Origin of the sequence: Actinosynnema sp. NPDC050436, assembly GCF_040655415.1 — a bacterium.
GTDB lineage: Bacteria > Actinomycetota > Actinomycetes > Mycobacteriales > Pseudonocardiaceae > Actinosynnema.
This window is the reverse complement of the sequence record NZ_JBFAJV010000010.1, coordinates 96,693-113,055: the sequence shown is the minus strand read 5'-3', so window position 1 is coordinate 113,055 and position 16,363 is coordinate 96,693. Positions and strand designations below refer to the sequence as shown.

Annotated in this window: 17 protein-coding genes; 15 read left to right on the top strand and 2 right to left on the bottom strand. The window is 73.2% G+C overall.

Features of this window, described 5'->3' with window-relative positions:
* Positions 1 to 52: 52 nt before the first annotated feature.
* Positions 53 to 1,540 carry a beta-xylosidase gene (locus AB0I60_RS23710; protein ID WP_360733017.1) on the top strand — a complete coding sequence of 496 codons (1,488 nt, stop codon included), beginning with the start codon at positions 53 to 55 and terminating at the stop codon, positions 1,538 to 1,540.
* A 12-nt stretch (positions 1,541 to 1,552) separates the two neighbouring features.
* Here AB0I60_RS23710 and AB0I60_RS23705 read toward each other — a convergent pair whose 3' ends face one another.
* Positions 1,553 to 1,963: a B-4DMT family transporter gene (locus tag AB0I60_RS23705; protein ID WP_360733015.1), complete on the bottom strand. Its 411-nt coding sequence runs from the start codon at positions 1,961 to 1,963 to the stop codon at positions 1,553 to 1,555.
* Positions 1,964 to 2,016: 53 nt separating this feature from the next.
* Between AB0I60_RS23705 and AB0I60_RS23700 the strand changes: the two genes are divergently transcribed.
* The 3 genes from AB0I60_RS23700 to nusB are packed head-to-tail and all read left to right on the top strand — an operon-like array spanning position 2,017 to position 4,121.
* Entirely contained in the window at positions 2,017 to 3,102 is a 1,086-nt protein-coding gene (locus AB0I60_RS23700; RefSeq protein WP_360733014.1) for a Xaa-Pro peptidase family protein, read from the top strand.
* 34 nt (positions 3,103 to 3,136) lie between these two features.
* Positions 3,137 to 3,700, top strand: coding sequence for an elongation factor P (efp, locus tag AB0I60_RS23695; RefSeq protein ID WP_360733013.1), 564 nt, complete (start codon positions 3,137 to 3,139; stop codon positions 3,698 to 3,700).
* Between the two features lies 1 nt (position 3,701).
* A complete protein-coding gene (nusB, locus tag AB0I60_RS23690; RefSeq protein ID WP_360733011.1) occupies positions 3,702 to 4,121 on the top strand; it encodes a transcription antitermination factor NusB in 420 nt (139 codons plus the stop codon).
* 128 nt (positions 4,122 to 4,249) lie between these two features.
* Here the strand turns inward: nusB and AB0I60_RS23685 are convergent, their stop codons facing one another.
* On the bottom strand, positions 4,250 to 4,738 hold the full coding sequence (locus AB0I60_RS23685; RefSeq protein WP_015103676.1) for a transcriptional regulator: 489 nt from the start codon (positions 4,736 to 4,738) through the stop codon (positions 4,250 to 4,252).
* A 258-nt stretch (positions 4,739 to 4,996) separates the two neighbouring features.
* Here AB0I60_RS23685 and pyrR point away from each other — a divergent pair, with 258 nt between their 5' ends.
* The 11 genes from pyrR to coaBC all read left to right on the top strand — a co-directional run bounded on the left by pyrR (position 4,997) and on the right by coaBC (position 16,322).
* Positions 4,997 to 5,569 carry a bifunctional pyr operon transcriptional regulator/uracil phosphoribosyltransferase PyrR gene (pyrR, locus tag AB0I60_RS23680; RefSeq protein ID WP_360733010.1) on the top strand — a complete coding sequence of 191 codons (573 nt, stop codon included), beginning with the start codon at positions 4,997 to 4,999 and terminating at the stop codon, positions 5,567 to 5,569.
* Entirely contained in the window at positions 5,566 to 6,498 is a 933-nt protein-coding gene (locus AB0I60_RS23675) for an aspartate carbamoyltransferase catalytic subunit (protein ID WP_360733008.1), read from the top strand. Before pyrR ends, AB0I60_RS23675 begins: the two co-directional genes overlap by 4 nt.
* A complete protein-coding gene (locus AB0I60_RS23670) occupies positions 6,495 to 7,778 on the top strand; it encodes a dihydroorotase (protein WP_360733007.1) in 1,284 nt (427 codons plus the stop codon). Before AB0I60_RS23675 ends, AB0I60_RS23670 begins: the two co-directional genes overlap by 4 nt.
* A complete protein-coding gene (locus tag AB0I60_RS23665) occupies positions 7,775 to 8,260 on the top strand; it encodes a transporter (RefSeq protein WP_360733005.1) in 486 nt (161 codons plus the stop codon). Before AB0I60_RS23670 ends, AB0I60_RS23665 begins: the two co-directional genes overlap by 4 nt.
* Positions 8,257 to 9,426: a glutamine-hydrolyzing carbamoyl-phosphate synthase small subunit gene (gene carA, locus AB0I60_RS23660; protein WP_360733003.1), complete on the top strand. Its 1,170-nt coding sequence runs from the start codon at positions 8,257 to 8,259 to the stop codon at positions 9,424 to 9,426. Before AB0I60_RS23665 ends, carA begins: the two co-directional genes overlap by 4 nt.
* Entirely contained in the window at positions 9,426 to 12,725 is a 3,300-nt protein-coding gene (gene carB / locus AB0I60_RS23655; protein ID WP_360733001.1) for a carbamoyl-phosphate synthase large subunit, read from the top strand. The genes carA and carB overlap by 1 nt, the downstream gene beginning before the upstream one ends.
* Entirely contained in the window at positions 12,722 to 13,540 is an 819-nt protein-coding gene (gene pyrF, locus AB0I60_RS23650) for an orotidine-5'-phosphate decarboxylase (protein ID WP_360733000.1), read from the top strand. The genes carB and pyrF overlap by 4 nt, the downstream gene beginning before the upstream one ends.
* Before the next feature lie 301 nt (positions 13,541 to 13,841).
* Positions 13,842 to 14,159: an integration host factor, actinobacterial type gene (gene mihF, locus AB0I60_RS23645; RefSeq protein WP_033427832.1), complete on the top strand. Its 318-nt coding sequence runs from the start codon at positions 13,842 to 13,844 to the stop codon at positions 14,157 to 14,159.
* Positions 14,156 to 14,821 carry a guanylate kinase gene (gmk, locus tag AB0I60_RS23640; protein ID WP_360732997.1) on the top strand — a complete coding sequence of 222 codons (666 nt, stop codon included), beginning with the start codon at positions 14,156 to 14,158 and terminating at the stop codon, positions 14,819 to 14,821. Before mihF ends, gmk begins: the two co-directional genes overlap by 4 nt.
* The gene (gene rpoZ, locus AB0I60_RS23635; RefSeq protein ID WP_015103666.1) at positions 14,818 to 15,096 is read left to right on the top strand and encodes a DNA-directed RNA polymerase subunit omega; all 279 of its coding nucleotides are present in this window, start codon (positions 14,818 to 14,820) and stop codon (positions 15,094 to 15,096) included. Before gmk ends, rpoZ begins: the two co-directional genes overlap by 4 nt.
* Entirely contained in the window at positions 15,093 to 16,322 is a 1,230-nt protein-coding gene (gene coaBC, locus AB0I60_RS23630) for a bifunctional phosphopantothenoylcysteine decarboxylase/phosphopantothenate--cysteine ligase CoaBC (protein WP_360732996.1), read from the top strand. Before rpoZ ends, coaBC begins: the two co-directional genes overlap by 4 nt.
* Positions 16,323 to 16,363: the final 41 nt, after the last annotated feature.

The window sequence follows — 16,363 nt, the reverse complement described above, 5'->3', positions numbered from 1 at the left end:
CGGGCTCGGCGCGTACCCCCGGTGTCGCACCCGTCGCCCGGAAGTGGAGACCATGGCCGGCCTGAAGAGGCTCCTCGGCACCCTCCTCGTCCTCGCCGCCGCGGCGGCGTGCGCGCCGGGTGTCGCCGAACCCGTCGCCGCGCCCGCGCCGACCACCACGTCCACCACCCGGCCGAGCCGGCCGGCACCGCCCGCGCCGCGCCCGGTCGCCGACCGGGGGCGGCAGGGGGCCGGTGTCGTCGCGGCCGGCCCGGAGGCCCCGTACAACTACGGCCCGGCCGTGCTGGTGGAGGGCGGGCGGGTGCGGATGTGGTGGTGCAGCCAGCTCCGGTTCGCCGACCCGCCCGGCGACGACCTCCTGCACGCGCAGGCCGCGAGCCCGTCCGGCCCGTTCACCGCGCCGGACGGCAGCTCCGGCCAGGTGGTGCTCAGCGGCAGCGTCACCGGGTTCGACGGCAAGCACGTGTGCGACCCGTCCGTGCTCAAGGTCGGCAGCACCTACTACCTGTACTACACCGGCGCGGCCGGCGAGCACGCCAACGGCAACGCGATCGGCGTCGCCACCAGCCCGGACGGCGTGCGCTGGACCCGGGAGGCGGGCGGGCAGCCGATCGTCAGCCCCGCGTACGACACCACCCGCGAGAACACCTACGGCGCGGGCCAGCCGTCCGTGCTCTACGCCGACGGCTGGTTCTACCTGATGTTCACCGACACCACGGGCCGCGCGGCGGGCTGGAACGGCGCGGGCCAGTTCGTGCTGCGCGCCCGCAACCCCGCGTTCCAGAGCCACGTCGAGGCGCTCGGCGAACGCGGGTTCGAACCGGTCGCGGACACCCGCCGGCCGCGCACCCGCTCGGTGGTCGACGCGTTCAGCGCGGACTGGATGTACGTGGACGCGCTGCGGGCGTTCGCCATCGCCCACGAGACCGAGCAGGGCACCACGATCACGTTCTGGGACCACGACTTCACCGGCAACCCGGTCCCGCCGGTCACCATCCCCGGGCCGTGGCGCGAGGGTCCCGGCCTGGTCCGCACGCCGGACGGCCACGCCCCGCTGTCCCCCGAGGACCCGTGCGGCCGGGTCCCGCTGGACGTGGTGCGCGCCACCGTCGACGGTGCCGCCGCCGCGCCGACCGACCTGGGGCACTTCGGCCTGGACCTGGCGAACGCGCCCGGCTGCCGGACCGCCGAGGCGGCCCGGGTGCTGGACGGCTACGCCGTGCCGTCGCCGGAGAACACCGTGGACCTGGTGGTCGACGGCCGGGTGGTCCGCGTCGAGCGCCGCTCGGTCACCGACCGGCTGGCCACCCGCGTCCTCGACCGCCGCCCGCCGGTCGTGGACGAACTGCCGCTCGCCGCCCGCGTCCCGGCCGGCGCGAAGGCGGTGCGCGCCCCGGACGGCCGGCTCGCCCTGCTGCTGGACGGCGGGCTCTGGCTCGTCCCGGCGGACGAGGTGGCGACGCTCAACTCCTCCACGATCACCGCCGTCACCCAGAAGACCTGGGACGGCTACCCGCCGGCGGGCGACCTGCGCCGCTGACCACCCGGGCGGTCAGCGGGCAGCGGAGCCGTCGGGCTGGGGGAGGAGGTTGCCCAGGCCCATCCCGGCGGTGGCGGTGACCAGCACGAGCAGGGCGGTGAACGCCGCGCCGCCGGTCAGCGCCGCGCCCAGGGCCTCCACCCCGGTCTGGTCCACCAGCGCCGACTTGCCGACCACGCCGACCAGCCCGGCCACCGGCCCGGCGACCAGCGCGGCGAAGAACCACACCATCCCGCGCCCGTCGAGCTGCCGCCAGGCGTCCAGCGCGCCCCACAGCAGGCCGGCGACCACGACCAGGGCCAGCGCGACGTACCGGATCGGCGAGCCCGCCCCCGGGCTGTGCACCGCGACCGCGTCGGTGCCGACCTGCGCGCCGCCGTGCAGCAGTCCCATCCACAGCCCCCGGGGCAGCCACCTGCGCATGGGCCCACCCTAGGCCCGCTGTACCGCCACCGGCGAGCCTCTAGGCTGCGGGTATGCCCCACTCGACTCGCCGCGCCACGCTGCGCGCCACGCTCCGGGACCGGGAGCTGGACGCGCTGCTGGTGACCAACCTGCTCAACATCCGCTACCTCACCGGGTTCACCGGGTCGAACGCCGCGCTGCTGGTGTCCGCCGAGTCCGACGAGGCCACCGTGTTCTGCACCGACGGCCGGTACCTCACCCAGGCCGCCGGGCAGGTGCCGGACCTGGAGCGGGTGGTCGACCGGCCGTGCGACGTCGCGCTGGCCGCGCGGGCGGACCGGGCGGGGCTGCGCCGCGCGGGCTTCGAGAGCCGGCACGTGACGGTCGAGGGGCTCGACGGCCTCACCGAGGCGGCCGGCCCGGTCGAGCTGGTCCGCGCGCCGGACCTGGTCGAGCAGCTCCGGCTGGTCAAGGACGACGCGGAGGTCGAGGCGCTGCGGATGGCGTGCGCGGCGGCCGACCGCGCGCTGGCCGACCTGGTCGAGCACGGCGGGCTGCGGGCGGGGCGCACCGAGCGGGAGATCGCCCGCGAGCTGGAGAGCCGGATGCTCGACCACGGCGCGGCCGGCCCGAGCTTCGAGAGCATCGTCGCGGCCGGCGCGAACTCGGCCGTCCCGCACCACCGCCCCACCGACGCCGTCGTGCACGCCGGCGACTTCGTGAAGCTCGACTTCGGCGCGCTGGTCGACGGCTACCACTCGGACATGACCCGGACCCTGGTCGTCGGCCAGGCGGCGGACTGGCAGCGGGAGCTCTACGAGCTGGTCGCGGCCTCGCAGGCGGCCGGCCGGGAGGCGCTCGCGCCGGGCACGGCGGTCAGCGCGGTGGACGCCGCGGCGCGCGCGGTGATCGAGGAAGCGGGGTACGGCGAGCAGTTCCTGCACGGCCTCGGGCACGGAGTCGGACTCCAGATCCACGAGGCTCCGGCGTTGGGCAAGGCGGGGGCCGGTACACTTCTGCCCGGTATGGCGGTCACCGTCGAGCCCGGTGTGTACCTGGCCGGGCAGGGCGGTGTCCGCATCGAGGACACGCTGGTGGTGCGCCAAGGCGCTCCGGAGCTCCTCACCCTGACCACGAAAGAGCTAGTGGTCGTCTGACGCCCGCAACCCGGATAACAGGAGAGCCCACCCCGTGGCCACCACCAACGACCTGAAGAACGGCCTGGTGCTGAACCTCGACGGCCAGCTGTGGACCGTCACCGCGTTCCAGCACGTCAAGCCGGGCAAGGGTGGCGCGTTCGTGCGCACCACGTTGAAGCACGTCCTGTCCGGCAAGGTCGTGGACAAGACCTTCAACGCGGGCACCAAGGTCGAGACGGCCACCGTGGACAAGCGCGGCATGACCTACCTGTACAGGGACGGCACCGACTTCGTCTTCATGGACGGCGACACCTACGACCAGCTGAACGTGCCGGCCGAGACGGTGTCGGACGCGGCGAACTACATGCTGGAGAACCAGGAGGCGGTCGTCGCCGTCCACGAGGGCGTCGCGCTCTACGTGGAGCTGCCGACCAGCGTCGAGCTGGTCATCCAGCACACCGACCCGGGCCTGCAGGGCGACCGCAGCACCGGCGGCACCAAGCCCGCCACGCTGGAGACCGGCGCGGAGATCCAGGTCCCGCTGTTCGTGACCACCGGCGAGAAGATCAAGGTTGACACGCGCGACGGTCGCTACCTCGGCCGAGTCAACGGCTGACATGGGCGCACGCAGCAAGGCCCGGAAACGGGCGGTGGACGTCCTCTACGAGGCCGATCTGCGCGGTGTGGACGCGGTCACCCTGCTCGCGGAGCGGGTGGGCTCGCCGGACGTGCCGCCGATCAACGACTACACGATCGGCTTGGTGGAGGGCGTCACCGGGCACCGCGCCCGGATCGACGACCTGATCTCCGAGCACGCCGAGGGCTGGACGCTGCAGCGGATGCCGGGCGTGGACCGCGCGGTGCTGCGGGTCGGCCTCTACGAGCTGCTGTGGGCGGCCGACGTGCCGGACGCGGTCGCCATCGACGAGGCCGTCGAGCTGGCCAAGCAGCTGTCCACGGACGACTCGCCGCGCTTCGTCAACGGCGTGCTCGGCCGGATCGCGGTGATCGCGGACCAGCTGCGCGCCGTCCTGTAGGCGGCCCGGCGTCGCAAGGAGGCCCTCGCGCGGACCGCGCGGGGGCCTTTCCGCACGTCCGGACCCGTCCGGGACGCGCGGAAGAGGGGCCGTCGCGGTGTGCCGCGCGGCCCTCTCTCACGTCGTGCTCAGTCCTCCTTGGCCGGTCGGGCCTCGGGAGGCAGCACACCCCAGTCGATGAGCTGCTCGGTCAGCTCGCCCGGCGTCATGTCGTAGATGATCGCCAGCGAGCGCAGGTCCTCGGTCCGGATGGACAGGACCTTGCCGTTGTAGTCGCCGCGCTGGCTCTGGATGGTGGCCGCGTACCGCGCGAGCGGTCCGACCTTCTCCGCGGGCAGCTGCTGCAACCGTTCGAGGTTGATGACGATCTTCGTCGCGGGTTCGGCCCCGGAGGGCACGCGGCCCTCCGGCAGCAGCTCCGCGACCGGCACACCGTAGAAGTCGGCCAGCTCGGCGAGCTTCTGCACGGTCACGGCCCGGTCGCCGCGCTCGTACGAGCCGACGACCACGGCCTTCCAGCGACCGCCGGACTTCTGCTCGACGCCGTGCAAGGACAGGCCCTGCTGCTGGCGGATCGCGCGGAGCTTGGCCCCCAGCGCCTTGGCGTAGTCGCCCATGTGGCGGTTCTCCGTTCATTCGCCCCGTCAGCCGGTAGGGGACTGCCGCGGGGAGGCTTAGATCAATACGCAGAGTAATGATTGCTCTCCGTGGTCACCAGGTCAAGCTGATCTCGTCGGTCCAGGTGGGCGAGACCACGCGGACCACCCGGAAGATTGACCCGGAAAGCCTGATACCGTGCTGGTCAGCCCGGTCGAAGCCGGGTGTCCGACGTCCTTTAAGGACCCGTCCAGCGAGGCGGGGAAGGAGGTCCAACCGTGGCGCCACGTCAACGTGGCGCGACGGACCCGGCCGGGGAGCGCGAGCTCCTGTCGGCCGGCGACGTCGCGCGCACCGTCGCCCGAATGGCCCATCAGATCATCGAGAAGACCGCTCTCGATGCACCCAGCGCACCCGCGGTAGTCCTGATGGGGATTCCAAGCCGGGGTGCGCCCCTGTCCCGCAGGCTCGCGGTCAAGATCCGGGAATTCAGCGGTGTGGCGGTACCCACCGGGACCCTGGACGTGACGCTCTACCGGGACGACCTGCGGCGGGGCCCGACCCGGCCGCTGGAGACCACCGAGCTGCCGGACGGCGGCGTCGACGACCGCCTGGTCGTCCTGGTGGACGACGTCCTGTTCTCCGGCCGCACGATCCGGGCCGCCCTGGACGCCCTGCGCGACCACGGCCGCCCGCGCGCCGTGCAGCTCGCGGTGCTGGTCGACCGGGGCCACCGCGAGCTGCCGATCCGCGCGGACTACGTCGGCAAGAACGTTCCCACCGCCCGGTCGGAGGAGGTCCACGTGCTGCTGGAGGAGTTCGACCAGCGGGACGGGGTGGTGCTGCGGTGAAGCACCTGCTGTCCACCGAGGGCATCGACCCGGCCGACGCCACCGCGATCCTGGACACCGCCGCGAGCCTCAAGCAGTCGCTGGAGGGCCGCGAGGTGCGCAAGCTGCCCACGCTGCGCGGGCGCACGGTCGTCACGGTCTTCTACGAGAACTCCACCCGCACCCGGGTCAGCTTCGAGATCGCCGGCAAGTGGATGAGCGCGGACGTGGTGAACGTCTCGTCCTCGGGCTCCAGCGTGGGCAAGGGCGAGTCGCTGCGCGACACCGCGCTCACCCTGGCCGCCGCCGGCGCGGACTGCGTCGTCGTCCGGCACCCGGCGTCCGGCGCCGCGCACCGGCTCGCCGGCTGGCTGCGGCACACCGGCACGTCCGTGGTCAACGCGGGCGACGGGATGCACGAGCACCCCACCCAGGCGCTGCTGGACGCGGCCACCCTGCGGGAGCGCCTCGGCGACCTGCGGGACCGCCGGGTCGCCATCGTCGGCGACGTGCTGCACAGCCGGGTCGCCCGGTCGAACGTGCACCTGCTGACCGCGCTCGGCGCGGAGGTCACCCTGGTGGCCCCGCCGACGCTGCTGCCCGCCGGCGTGGCGGGGTGGCCGGTCACCGTCTCGCACGAGCTGGACGCCGAGCTGCCCAGCCAGGACGCGGTCATGCTGCTGCGGGTGCAGGCCGAGCGGATGCACGGCGGGTTCTTCCCGTCGGCCCGCGAGTACTCGATCGCCTACGGCCTCAACGAGCGCCGGCTGGCCCTGCTGCCCGACCACGCCGTGGTGCTGCACCCCGGCCCGATGCTGCGCGGCATGGAGATCGCGAGCGCGGTCGCCGACTCGCCCCGCGCCGCCATCACCGACCAGGTGCGCAACGGCGTGCACGTGCGCATGGCCGTCCTGTACCACCTGCTTGCCCACGAGGAGGAGAACGCGTGAACCCCTTGATCCTCAGGGGAGTGCGGCCCTACGGCGAGGGCGACCCGGTCGACGTGCTGGTCCGCGACGGCGTGATCGCCGCCATCGGCCAGGTCACCGAGGCCGGCGCCGAGGTCGTGGAGGGCGGCGGCGCGGTGCTGCTGCCCGGCTTCGTCGACCTGCACACCCACCTGCGCGAGCCCGGCCGCGAGGACACCGAGACCATCGAGTCCGGCTCCGCCGCCGCCGCGCTGGGCGGCTACACGGCCGTGTTCGCCATGGCCAACACCGACCCGGTCGCCGACAACGCCGTGGTGGTCGAGCACGTCGCCCGGCGGGGCCGCGAGGTCGGCCTGGTCGACGTGCACCCGGTGGGCGCGGTCACCGTCGGCCTCGAGGGCGAGAAGCTCGCCGAGCTGGGCACCATGGCCAGGGCCGGCGTCCGGGTGTTCTCCGACGACGGCCTGTGCGTGCACGACCCCCTGATCATGCGCCGCGCCCTGGAGTACTCCAAGGCGCTGGACGTGGTGGTCGCGCAGCACGCCGAGGAGCCCCGGCTGACCGCCGGCGCGCAGGCCCACGAGGGCGAGCGCGCCGCGCGGCTGGGTCTCCAGGGCTGGCCGGCCGCCGCCGAGGAGGCCATCGTCGCCCGCGACTGCCTGCTCGCCGAGCAGGTCGGTGCCCGGCTGCACGTCTGCCACGTCTCCACCGCCGGCACCGCCGACGTGCTCGCCTGGGCCAAGTCCCGGGGCACGGACGTCTCGGCCGAGGTCACGCCGCACCACCTGCTGCTGACCGACGACCGGCTGGAGACCTACGACCCGGTCAACAAGGTCAACCCGCCGCTGCGCACCGCCGCCGACGTCGAGAAGCTGCGCCAGGCGCTCGCCGAGGGCGTGATCGACTGCGTGGCGACCGACCACGCCCCGCACGCCGTGCAGGACAAGGACTGCGAGTGGGCGGCGGCCCGGCCCGGGATGCTGGGGTTGCAGACCGCGCTGTCGGTCGTCGTCGAGACGATGGTCCGGACCGGCCTGCTGACCTGGCGCGGCGTCGCCCGGGTGCTCAGCGAGCGGCCGGCCGAGATCGCGGGCCTGACCGACCACGGCCGGCCGGTCGAGGTGGGCGAGCCCGCCAACCTCGTGCTGGTCGACCCGGACGCCACCTGGACGGTCCGGGGCGCGGACTTCGCCAGCATCGCGGCCAACACCCCGTTCGAGGGCATGGAGCTGCCCGGCCGGGTCGTGGCCACGCTGCTGCGCGGGCGCGTCACCGCCACCAGCGGAAGGATCACCGCATGACCCGCGTGCTGCTGTCCCTGGCGGTGCTCGCCGTCTTCGCCCTGGCCCTCTACGGCATGTGGCACGGCTGGCGCGGTCGCGCCCGCCGGCAGGCCGAGGTGCTCCCGGAGTTCCCGCAGCCGCCCGCCGAGACCGGCGACGCGAAGCTGGAGGCGACCGGCGTCTACGTCGGCACGACGATCGGCGACGACTGGCAGGACCGGGTCGCGGTCGGCGACATCGGCCACCGCGCCGAGGCGGTGCTCCGGCTGACCGACACCGGCGTGCTGGTGGAGCGGACCGGCGCGAGCGCCATGTGGATCCCGCTGGCCGACGTGGTGGACGCCCGCACCGCGCGCGGTCTCGCGGGCAAGGTGATGACCGCCGACGGCCTGCTGGTGGTGCGCTGGCAGTGGGAGGGCCGGACGTTCGACACCGGCTTCCGGGGCGACGACAAGGACGTGTACGAGCAGTGGGTGCAGGCGCTGGGAGGCCGTGCGTGAACAACTCCGCCAACAACAACTCCGCGACCGCCGGGGCGGCCCTGGTGCTGGAGGACGGCCGGGTCTTCCGGGGCGAGCCCTACGGCGCGCTCGGCGCGAGCCTGGGCGAGGTCGTCTTCTCCACCGGCATGACCGGCTACCAGGAGACCCTGACCGACCCGTCCTACCACCGCCAGATCGTGGTGCAGACCGCGCCGCAGATCGGCAACACCGGCTGGAACGACGAGGACGACGAGTCGTCCCGGATCTGGGTGGCGGGCTACGTGGTCCGCGACCCCGCGCGGGTGCCGTCCAACTGGCGCTCCACCCGGGGCCTGGACGAGGAGCTGGTGCGCCAGGGCGTGGTCGGCATCGCCGGCATCGACACCCGGATGCTCACCCGCCACCTGCGCGAGCGCGGCGCGATGCGCGCCGGCGTGTTCTCCGGCGACGACCTGGGCAGCGCCGAGGAGATGCTGGAGCGGGTGCGCACCGCGCCGGGCATGGCGGGCGCGGACCTGGCCGGCGACGTCACCGCGCCGGAGAAGTACGTGGTGGACGCGATCGGCGAGCGCCGGTTCCGGGTCGCGGCGCTGGACCTGGGCATCAAGTCCAACACGCCGAGGATGATGGCCGCGCGCGGCATCGAGGTGCACGTGCTGCCGCTGCACTCCACGTTCGCCGACATCGAGGCGGTCGCGCCGGACGGCGTGTTCCTGTCCAACGGCCCCGGCGACCCGGCCACCCAGGCGCACGCCGTCGGGCTGACCCGCGAGGTGCTGGAGAAGAAGATCCCGCTGTTCGGCATCTGCTTCGGCAACCAGATCCTGGGCCGCGCGCTGGGCCGCGACACCTACAAGATGCGCTACGGCCACCGGGGCATCAACATCCCGGTGATCGACGTCGCCACCGGCAAGGTGGCCATCACCGCGCAGAACCACGGGTTCGCGCTGGAGGGCGAGCCGGGCCAGGAGTTCGGCTCGGACTTCGGCCGCGTCCAGCTCAGCCACTACTGCCCGAACGACGGCACCGTGGAGGGCGTGCGCGCCCTGGAGGTGCCCGCGTTCAGCGTGCAGTACCACCCCGAGGCGGCGGCCGGACCGCACGACGCCGCCCCGCTGTTCGACGAGTTCTGCAACCTGATGTCCGGCTCCGCCGGCGGACAGACGATGGGCGAGGGTCGCTGATGCCGAAGAGGACTGATCTCAAGCACGTGCTGGTGATCGGCTCGGGGCCGATCGTCATCGGCCAGGCGTGCGAGTTCGACTACTCGGGCACCCAGGCGTGCCGGGTGCTGCGTGACGAGGGCCTGCGGGTCAGCCTGGTCAACTCCAACCCGGCCACCATCATGACCGACCCGGAGTTCGCCGACGCCACCTACGTCGAGCCGATCACGCCGGAGTTCGTGGAGAAGGTGATCGCCGCCGAGCGCCCGGACGCGATCCTGGCCACCCTGGGCGGGCAGACCGCGCTGAACACCGCCATCGCCCTGCACGAGCGCGGGGTGCTGGAGAAGTACGACGTCGAGCTGATCGGCGCGGACATCGACGCCATCCAGCGCGGCGAGGACCGGCAGATCTTCAAGGACCTGGTGCGCCGGATCGGCGCCGAGGTCCCGCGCAGCGCCGTGTGCCGCACCATGGACGAGGTCCGCGCCACCGTCGCCGACCTCGGCCTGCCGGTGGTGATCCGGCCGTCGTTCACCATGGGCGGCCTGGGCTCGGGCATGGCGCACACCCCCGAGGAGCTGGAGCGGCTGGCCGCCTCCGGGCTCGCGGAGTCCCCGGTCACCGAGGTGCTGATCGAGGAGAGCGTGCTCGGCTGGAAGGAGTACGAGCTGGAGCTCATGCGCGACCGCAACGACAACGTGGTCGTGGTGTGCTCGATCGAGAACATCGACCCGATGGGCGTGCACACCGGCGACTCGGTGACCGTCGCGCCGGCGATGACGCTGACCGACCGCGAGTACCAGCACATGCGCGACGTCGGCATCGCGGTCATCCGCGAGGTCGGCGTGGACACCGGCGGGTGCAACATCCAGTTCGCCATCAACCCGGAAACCGGGCGGATGGTCGTGATCGAAATGAACCCGCGCGTTTCCCGCTCCTCCGCGCTGGCGTCGAAAGCCACCGGCTTCCCGATCGCCAAGATCGCCGCGAAACTCGCCATCGGCTACGCCCTGGACGAAATCCGCAACGACATCACCGGCGAGACCCCGGCCAGTTTCGAGCCGACCCTCGACTACGTCGTGGTGAAGGTGCCGAGGTTCGCCTTCGAGAAGTTCCCCGGCGCGGACCGCACGCTGACCACGACCATGAAGTCGGTCGGCGAGGCGATGTCCATCGGCCGCAGCTTCATCGAGGCGCTGGGCAAGGCCCTGCGCTCCATGGAGACCAAGGCGGCGGGCTTCTGGACCGCGCCGGACCCGGAGGGCACGCTGGAGTCCGCGCTGGACGCCCTGCGCACCGGCCACGACGGGCGGCTCTACACCGTGGACCGGGCGCTGCGCCTGGGCGCGACCGTCGAGCAGGTGCACGAGGCGTCGGGCATCGACCCGTGGTTCGTGGAGCAGATCGCCTGGCTGGTCGAGCTGGGCCGGGAGATCCAGGACGCCCCGGTGCTCGACGAGCGCCTGCTGCGCAAGGCCAAGCGGGCGGGCCTGTCCGACCGGCAGATCGCCGCGCTGCGCGCCGAGCTGGCCGGCGAGGACGGCGTGCGGGCGCTGCGGCACCGGCTGGGCGTGCGTCCGGTGTTCAAGACCGTCGACACCTGCGCCGCCGAGTTCGCCGCCCGGACCCCGTACCACTACTCGGCCTACGAGCTGGACCCCGACGCCGAGACCGAGGTCACCGAGCAGCGCGACAAGCCCAAGGTGCTGATCCTGGGCTCCGGGCCGAACCGGATCGGGCAGGGCATCGAGTTCGACTACTCGTGCGTGCACGCGGCCATGGCGCTGCGCGCCGCCGGGTACGAGACGGTGATGGTCAACTGCAACCCGGAGACCGTGTCCACCGACTACGACACCTCCGACCGCCTGTACTTCGAGCCGCTGACGTTCGAGGACGTGCTGGAGGTGTTCCACTCCGAGCAGCGCTCGGGCACCGTCGCGGGCGTGATCGTGCAGCTCGGCGGGCAGACGCCGCTGGGCCTCGCGCGGCGGCTGGAGGCCGCGGGCGTGCCGGTCGTCGGCACCCCGCCGCACGCCATCCACCTCGCCGAGGACCGGGGCGCGTTCGGCCAGGTGCTCACCGACGCGGGCCTGCCCGCGCCCAAGTACGGCACCGCCACCTCGTTCGCGCAGGCCAAGGCCATCGCCGACGAGATCGGCTACCCGGTGCTGGTGCGGCCGTCCTACGTGCTGGGCGGGCGCGGCATGGAGATCGTCTACGACGAGGACACCCTGGCCGGCTACATCGCGCGGGCCACCGAGGTCAGCCCGGAGCACCCGGTGCTGGTGGACCGGTTCCTCGACGACGCCATCGAGATCGACGTCGACGCCCTGTTCGACGGCGAGGAGGTCTTCATCGGCGGCGTGATGGAGCACATCGAGGAGGCCGGCGTGCACTCCGGCGACTCGGCGTGCGCGCTGCCGCCGATCACCCTGGGCGAGACCGACGTGGACAACGTGCGGCGCTCCACCCGGGCCATCGCCGAGGGCATCGGCGTGCGCGGCCTGCTCAACGTCCAGTACGCGCTCAAGGACGACGTCCTGTACGTGCTGGAGGCCAACCCGCGCGCGTCGCGGACCGTGCCGTTCGTGTCCAAGGCGACCGCCGTGCCGATGGCCAAGGCGGCGGCCCGGGTGATGCTCGGCGCGACCATCGCCGAGCTGCGCGCGGAGGGGCTGCTGCCCGCGTCGGGCGACGGCGCGAAGCTGCCGCCGCACGCCCCGGTCGCGGTCAAGGAGGCCGTGCTGCCGTTCCACCGGTTCCGCACGCCGGAGGGCAAGGGCGTGGACTCGCTGCTCGGCCCGGAGATGAAGTCGACCGGCGAGGTCATGGGCATCGACGTGTCGTTCGGCATGGCGTTCGCCAAGTCCCAGACCGCCTCCTACGGCTCGCTGCCCACCTCGGGCCGGGTGTTCGTGTCGGTGGCCAACCGGGACAAGCGGGCCATGATCTTCCCGGTCAAGCGGCTCGCCGACCTGGGCTTCGAGGTGCTGGCCACGGCCGGCACCGCCGAGGTGCTGCGCCGCAACGGCATCCCGTGCACGGTCGTCCGCAAGCACTTCGAGGGCGACAAGAACATCGTGGACGCCATCCTGGACGGGACGGTCGACATGATCATCAACACGCCGTACGGCAACCACGGCCCCCGGGTGGACGGCTACGAGATCCGCACGGCGGCCGTGGCGAAGGACATCCCGTGCGTGACGACCATCCAGGGCGCCGCCGCCGCCGTGCACGGCATCGAGGCCGCCATCCGCGGTGACATCGGCGTACGGCCCCTCCAGGCGCTCCAGGCGGCCCTGCGGGGTGACGCGTGAGGTTCGGGGAGCGGCTGGCCGGGGCCGTCGCGGCGCACGGCCCCCTGTGCGTCGGCATCGACCCCCACCCGGGGCTGCTGGACGCCTGGGGCCTGCCCCGGGACGCCTCGGGCCTGGAGCGGTTCGCGCTGACCTGCGTGGAGGCGTTCGGCGGCCACGTGGCCGTGGTGAAGCCCCAGGCGGCGTTCTTCGAGGCGCACGGCTCGAAGGGCGTGGCGGTGCTGGAGCGGGTCGTGGCGGACCTGCGCGGCAGCGGCACGCTGGTCCTGGTGGACGCCAAGCGCGGCGACATCGGGTCCACCATGGCCGCCTACGCGCAGGCGTACCTCACCGAGGGCTCGCCGCTGGCCGGTGACGCGGTGACGCTGTCGCCGTACCTCGGCTTCGGGTCGCTGGAACCGGCGCTCGACGCCGCACGGGCGAGCGGGCGCGGCGTATTCGTGCTCGCGTTGACTTCGAACCCGGAGGGTGCCTCCGTGCAGCGCGCGACCGGCTCGGAGGGGCGCTCGGTGGCCCAGTCCGTCATCGACGGGGCGGCCCGCCGCAACGCCGGCGCGGACACCCCGGGCGACGTCGGGCTGGTCGTCGGCGCGACCGTGCGCGAACTCGACGTCGACCTGTCCGACCTGCGCGGACCCGTCCTGGCCCCGGGTTTCGGGGCCCAGGGCGCGACCGTCGCGGACCTGCGCCGGCTGTTCGGCGACGGGCTGCCCGGCGTGCTCCCGGCCAGCTCCCGGGACGTGCTCCGGCACGGACCGGACCCCGCAAGTCTGCGGTCCTCGGCACGAGCCGTGGGGGACTCCCTGGCCCTGTGACGGCGATCAAATCACGACACGCTTTGCGTGGTCCGCTCACCTGCGTAAACGGTGCCTGGTACGGTCCTGGCGACCGGCGGGACCAAGCCCCACCGAGCGCATACCACACAGGTCGTGCGCAAGGCGTTACCGGTGGCGGTGATGGGCCTGTCGGCGGGTGTTGGTACTACTACCACCCGCCGAGACCACCAGGCGCGGAACAGTTTCACCTGACTGGGACCCACGTTGTACCCAGGCAATTGCGCTCGGTACGGTCGCGGCACCGATCCAGAATTGAAATTCCCACACCACGGAGGAAATCGTGGCCCTTCCCCAGCTTACCGAGGAGCAGCGGGCCGCAGCGCTGGAGAAGGCTGCTGCCGCTCGTCGCGCTCGGGCTGAGCTCAAGGAGCGCCTCAAGCGTGGCGGCACGACCCTGACGGACGTGCTGAAGGCCGCCGAGAGCGACGAGGTCCTTGGCAAGATGAAGGTGTCCGCGCTGCTCGAAGCCCTTCCGGGCGTCGGCAAGGTCCGCGCGCAGCAGATCATGGAGCGGCTTGAGATCGCTCCGAGCCGTCGGCTGCGCGGCCTGGGTGAGCGGCAGCGCAAGGCGCTGCTCACCGAGTTCAGCGGCGAGTGAGTGATGGCACCGGGGCGGGACCGGGCGCGCGCGCCCGGTCCCGCCTCACCGTACTTTCCGGGCCCTCGGGCGTGGGCAAGTCCAGCGTGCTGGCCGCGCTCCGCCGCAGGGATCCCGACCTGCACTTCAGCGTCTCGGTGACCACCAGGGAACCGAGGCCGGGCGAGGTCGACGGGGTGCACTACCACTTCGTCGGACCCGCCGAGTTCCGCGCGATGGTCGCCGCCGGCGAGCTGCTGGAGCACGCCGAGTTCGCGGGCAACTGCTACGGCACGCCCCGGGAGCCCGTCGAGCGGGCGCTGGCCGCCGGCCGGCCGTCCCTGCTGGAGATCGAGCTCCAGGGCGCCCGCCAGGTCCGGGCCGCCATGCCGGAGGCCCAGCTGGTCATGCTCGCGCCGCCGTCCTGGGAGGACCTGGTCGAGCGGCTGACCGGCCGGGGCACCGAGGACCCCGCCGTGGTGGCCCGCCGGCTGGAGATCGCCCGCGACGAGCTGGCCGCCGAACCCGAGTTCGACGAGGTCGTGGTGAACGCCGACGTCGAGTCGGCGGCCACCCGCTTGCTAGACTTGGTGGTCGGCCCGTCGCCCGTCGCGCGCCAGCGCGTTCCGCAGGCGTGGGACGACCCCTTGGACACACCAAACCGCAGGAGCGTTGACGAGTGACCACGCACACCGAGCTGGGCCCGCTGTCGGGTTCCCCGGAGGGCATCACCAACCCGCCGATCGACGACCTGCTGGAGCAGGTCAGCTCGAAGTACGCGCTGGTGATCTACGCGGCCAAGCGGGCGCGGCAGATCAACGACTACTACGCCCAGCTGGGCGAGGGCCTGCTGGAGTACGTCGGCCCGCTGGTCGAGCCGGGCCCGCGCGAGAAGCCGCTGTCCATCGCGCTCCGGGAGATCCACGCGGGTCTCCTCGAGCACACCGAGGGCGAGTGACCGAGGCGGTCGGAGCCCGCCCCCGCGTCGTGCTGGGGGTGGGCGGGGGGATCGCCGCCTACAAGGCGTGCGAGGTGCTGCGCCGGCTCACCGAGTCCGGTCACCAGGTGCGGGTCGTCCCCACCGAGGGCGCGCTGAACTTCGTCGGCGCGGCCACCTTCGAGGCCCTGTCCGGGCAGCCGGTGCACGCCGGCGTGTTCTCCGACGTCCCGTCGGTGCAGCACGTGAAGCTCGGGCAGGAGGCCGACCTGCTCGTGGTCGCCCCGGCCACGGCGAACCTGCTGGCCAAGGCCGCCCACGGGCTGGCCGACGACCTGCTCACCAACGCCCTGCTGACCGCGCGCTGCCCGGTCCTGATGGTCCCCGCGATGCACACCGAGATGTGGGAGCACCCGGCGACCAGGGCCAACGTGGCGCTGCTGCGGTCGCGCGGCGTGGTCGTGGCCGAACCCGCCAGCGGCCGGCTGACCGGCAAGGACACCGGCAAGGGCCGGCTGCCCGAGCCGGCCGAGATCGTCGAGCTGGCCCGGCTGCTGCTGGAGCGCCCCGACGCGCTGCCCCGCGACATGGAGGGCCTGCACGTCGTCGTCTCCGCCGGCGGCACCCGCGAGCCGCTGGACCCGGTGCGCTTCCTGGGCAACCGCTCGTCGGGCCGGCAGGGCTACGCGCTCGCCCGGGTCGCCGCCCAGCGCGGCGCGCGGGTCACCCTGGTCGCCGCGCACACCGCCGACCTGGCCGCGCCCGCCGGCGTCGAGGTCGAGCGCGCGGGCAGCGCCGCCGAGCTGCGCGACGCCGTGCACTGGGCGGCCAAGGACGCCGACGTGGTGGTGATGGCCGCCGCCGTGGCGGACTTCCGCCCGGTGGACCTGGCCGAGCACAAGATCAAGAAGTCGGACCGCGACCCGGACCCGGTGCGGCTCACCCGCAACCCGGACATCCTGGTCGAGCTGGTCGGCGCCCGCCGCCCCGGCCAGGTCGTCGTCGGCTTCGCCGCCGAGACCGGGGACGACCGCGGAGACGTCCTCGAACACGGTCGCGCGAAGCTCCGGCGCAAGGGCTGCGACTGGCTGGTCGTGAACGCCGTCGGCGACGGCCTGGCCTTCGAGGTCGAGGACAACGCAGGTTGGCTGCTGTCCGCCGCCGGCGAGGAGACCGCGCTGCCGCACGGCACGAAGCTTCGGCTCGCGTCCGCAGTGTGGGATGCGGTCCTCACGACTTCCCGCTGAGCACCCCTTCCGGGAGGGGTGCTCAGTACAGTGGGCGGCGA

Bases quoted from the DNA above. Each gene is read 5' to 3' on its own strand.
- AB0I60_RS23710 (WP_360733017.1), top strand. From the start codon at position 53: ATGGCCGGCCTGAAGAGGCTCCTCGGCACCCTCCTCGTCCTCGCCGCC.
- AB0I60_RS23705 (WP_360733015.1), bottom strand. From the start codon at position 1,963: ATGCGCAGGTGGCTGCCCCGGGGGCTGTGGATGGGACTGCTGCACGGC.
- AB0I60_RS23700 (WP_360733014.1), top strand. From the start codon at position 2,017: ATGCCCCACTCGACTCGCCGCGCCACGCTGCGCGCCACGCTCCGGGAC.
- nusB (WP_360733011.1), top strand. From the start codon at position 3,702: ATGGGCGCACGCAGCAAGGCCCGGAAACGGGCGGTGGACGTCCTCTAC.
- AB0I60_RS23685 (WP_015103676.1), bottom strand. From the start codon at position 4,738: ATGGGCGACTACGCCAAGGCGCTGGGGGCCAAGCTCCGCGCGATCCGC.
- AB0I60_RS23665 (WP_360733005.1), top strand. From the start codon at position 7,775: ATGACCCGCGTGCTGCTGTCCCTGGCGGTGCTCGCCGTCTTCGCCCTG.
- carB (WP_360733001.1), top strand. From the start codon at position 9,426: ATGCCGAAGAGGACTGATCTCAAGCACGTGCTGGTGATCGGCTCGGGG.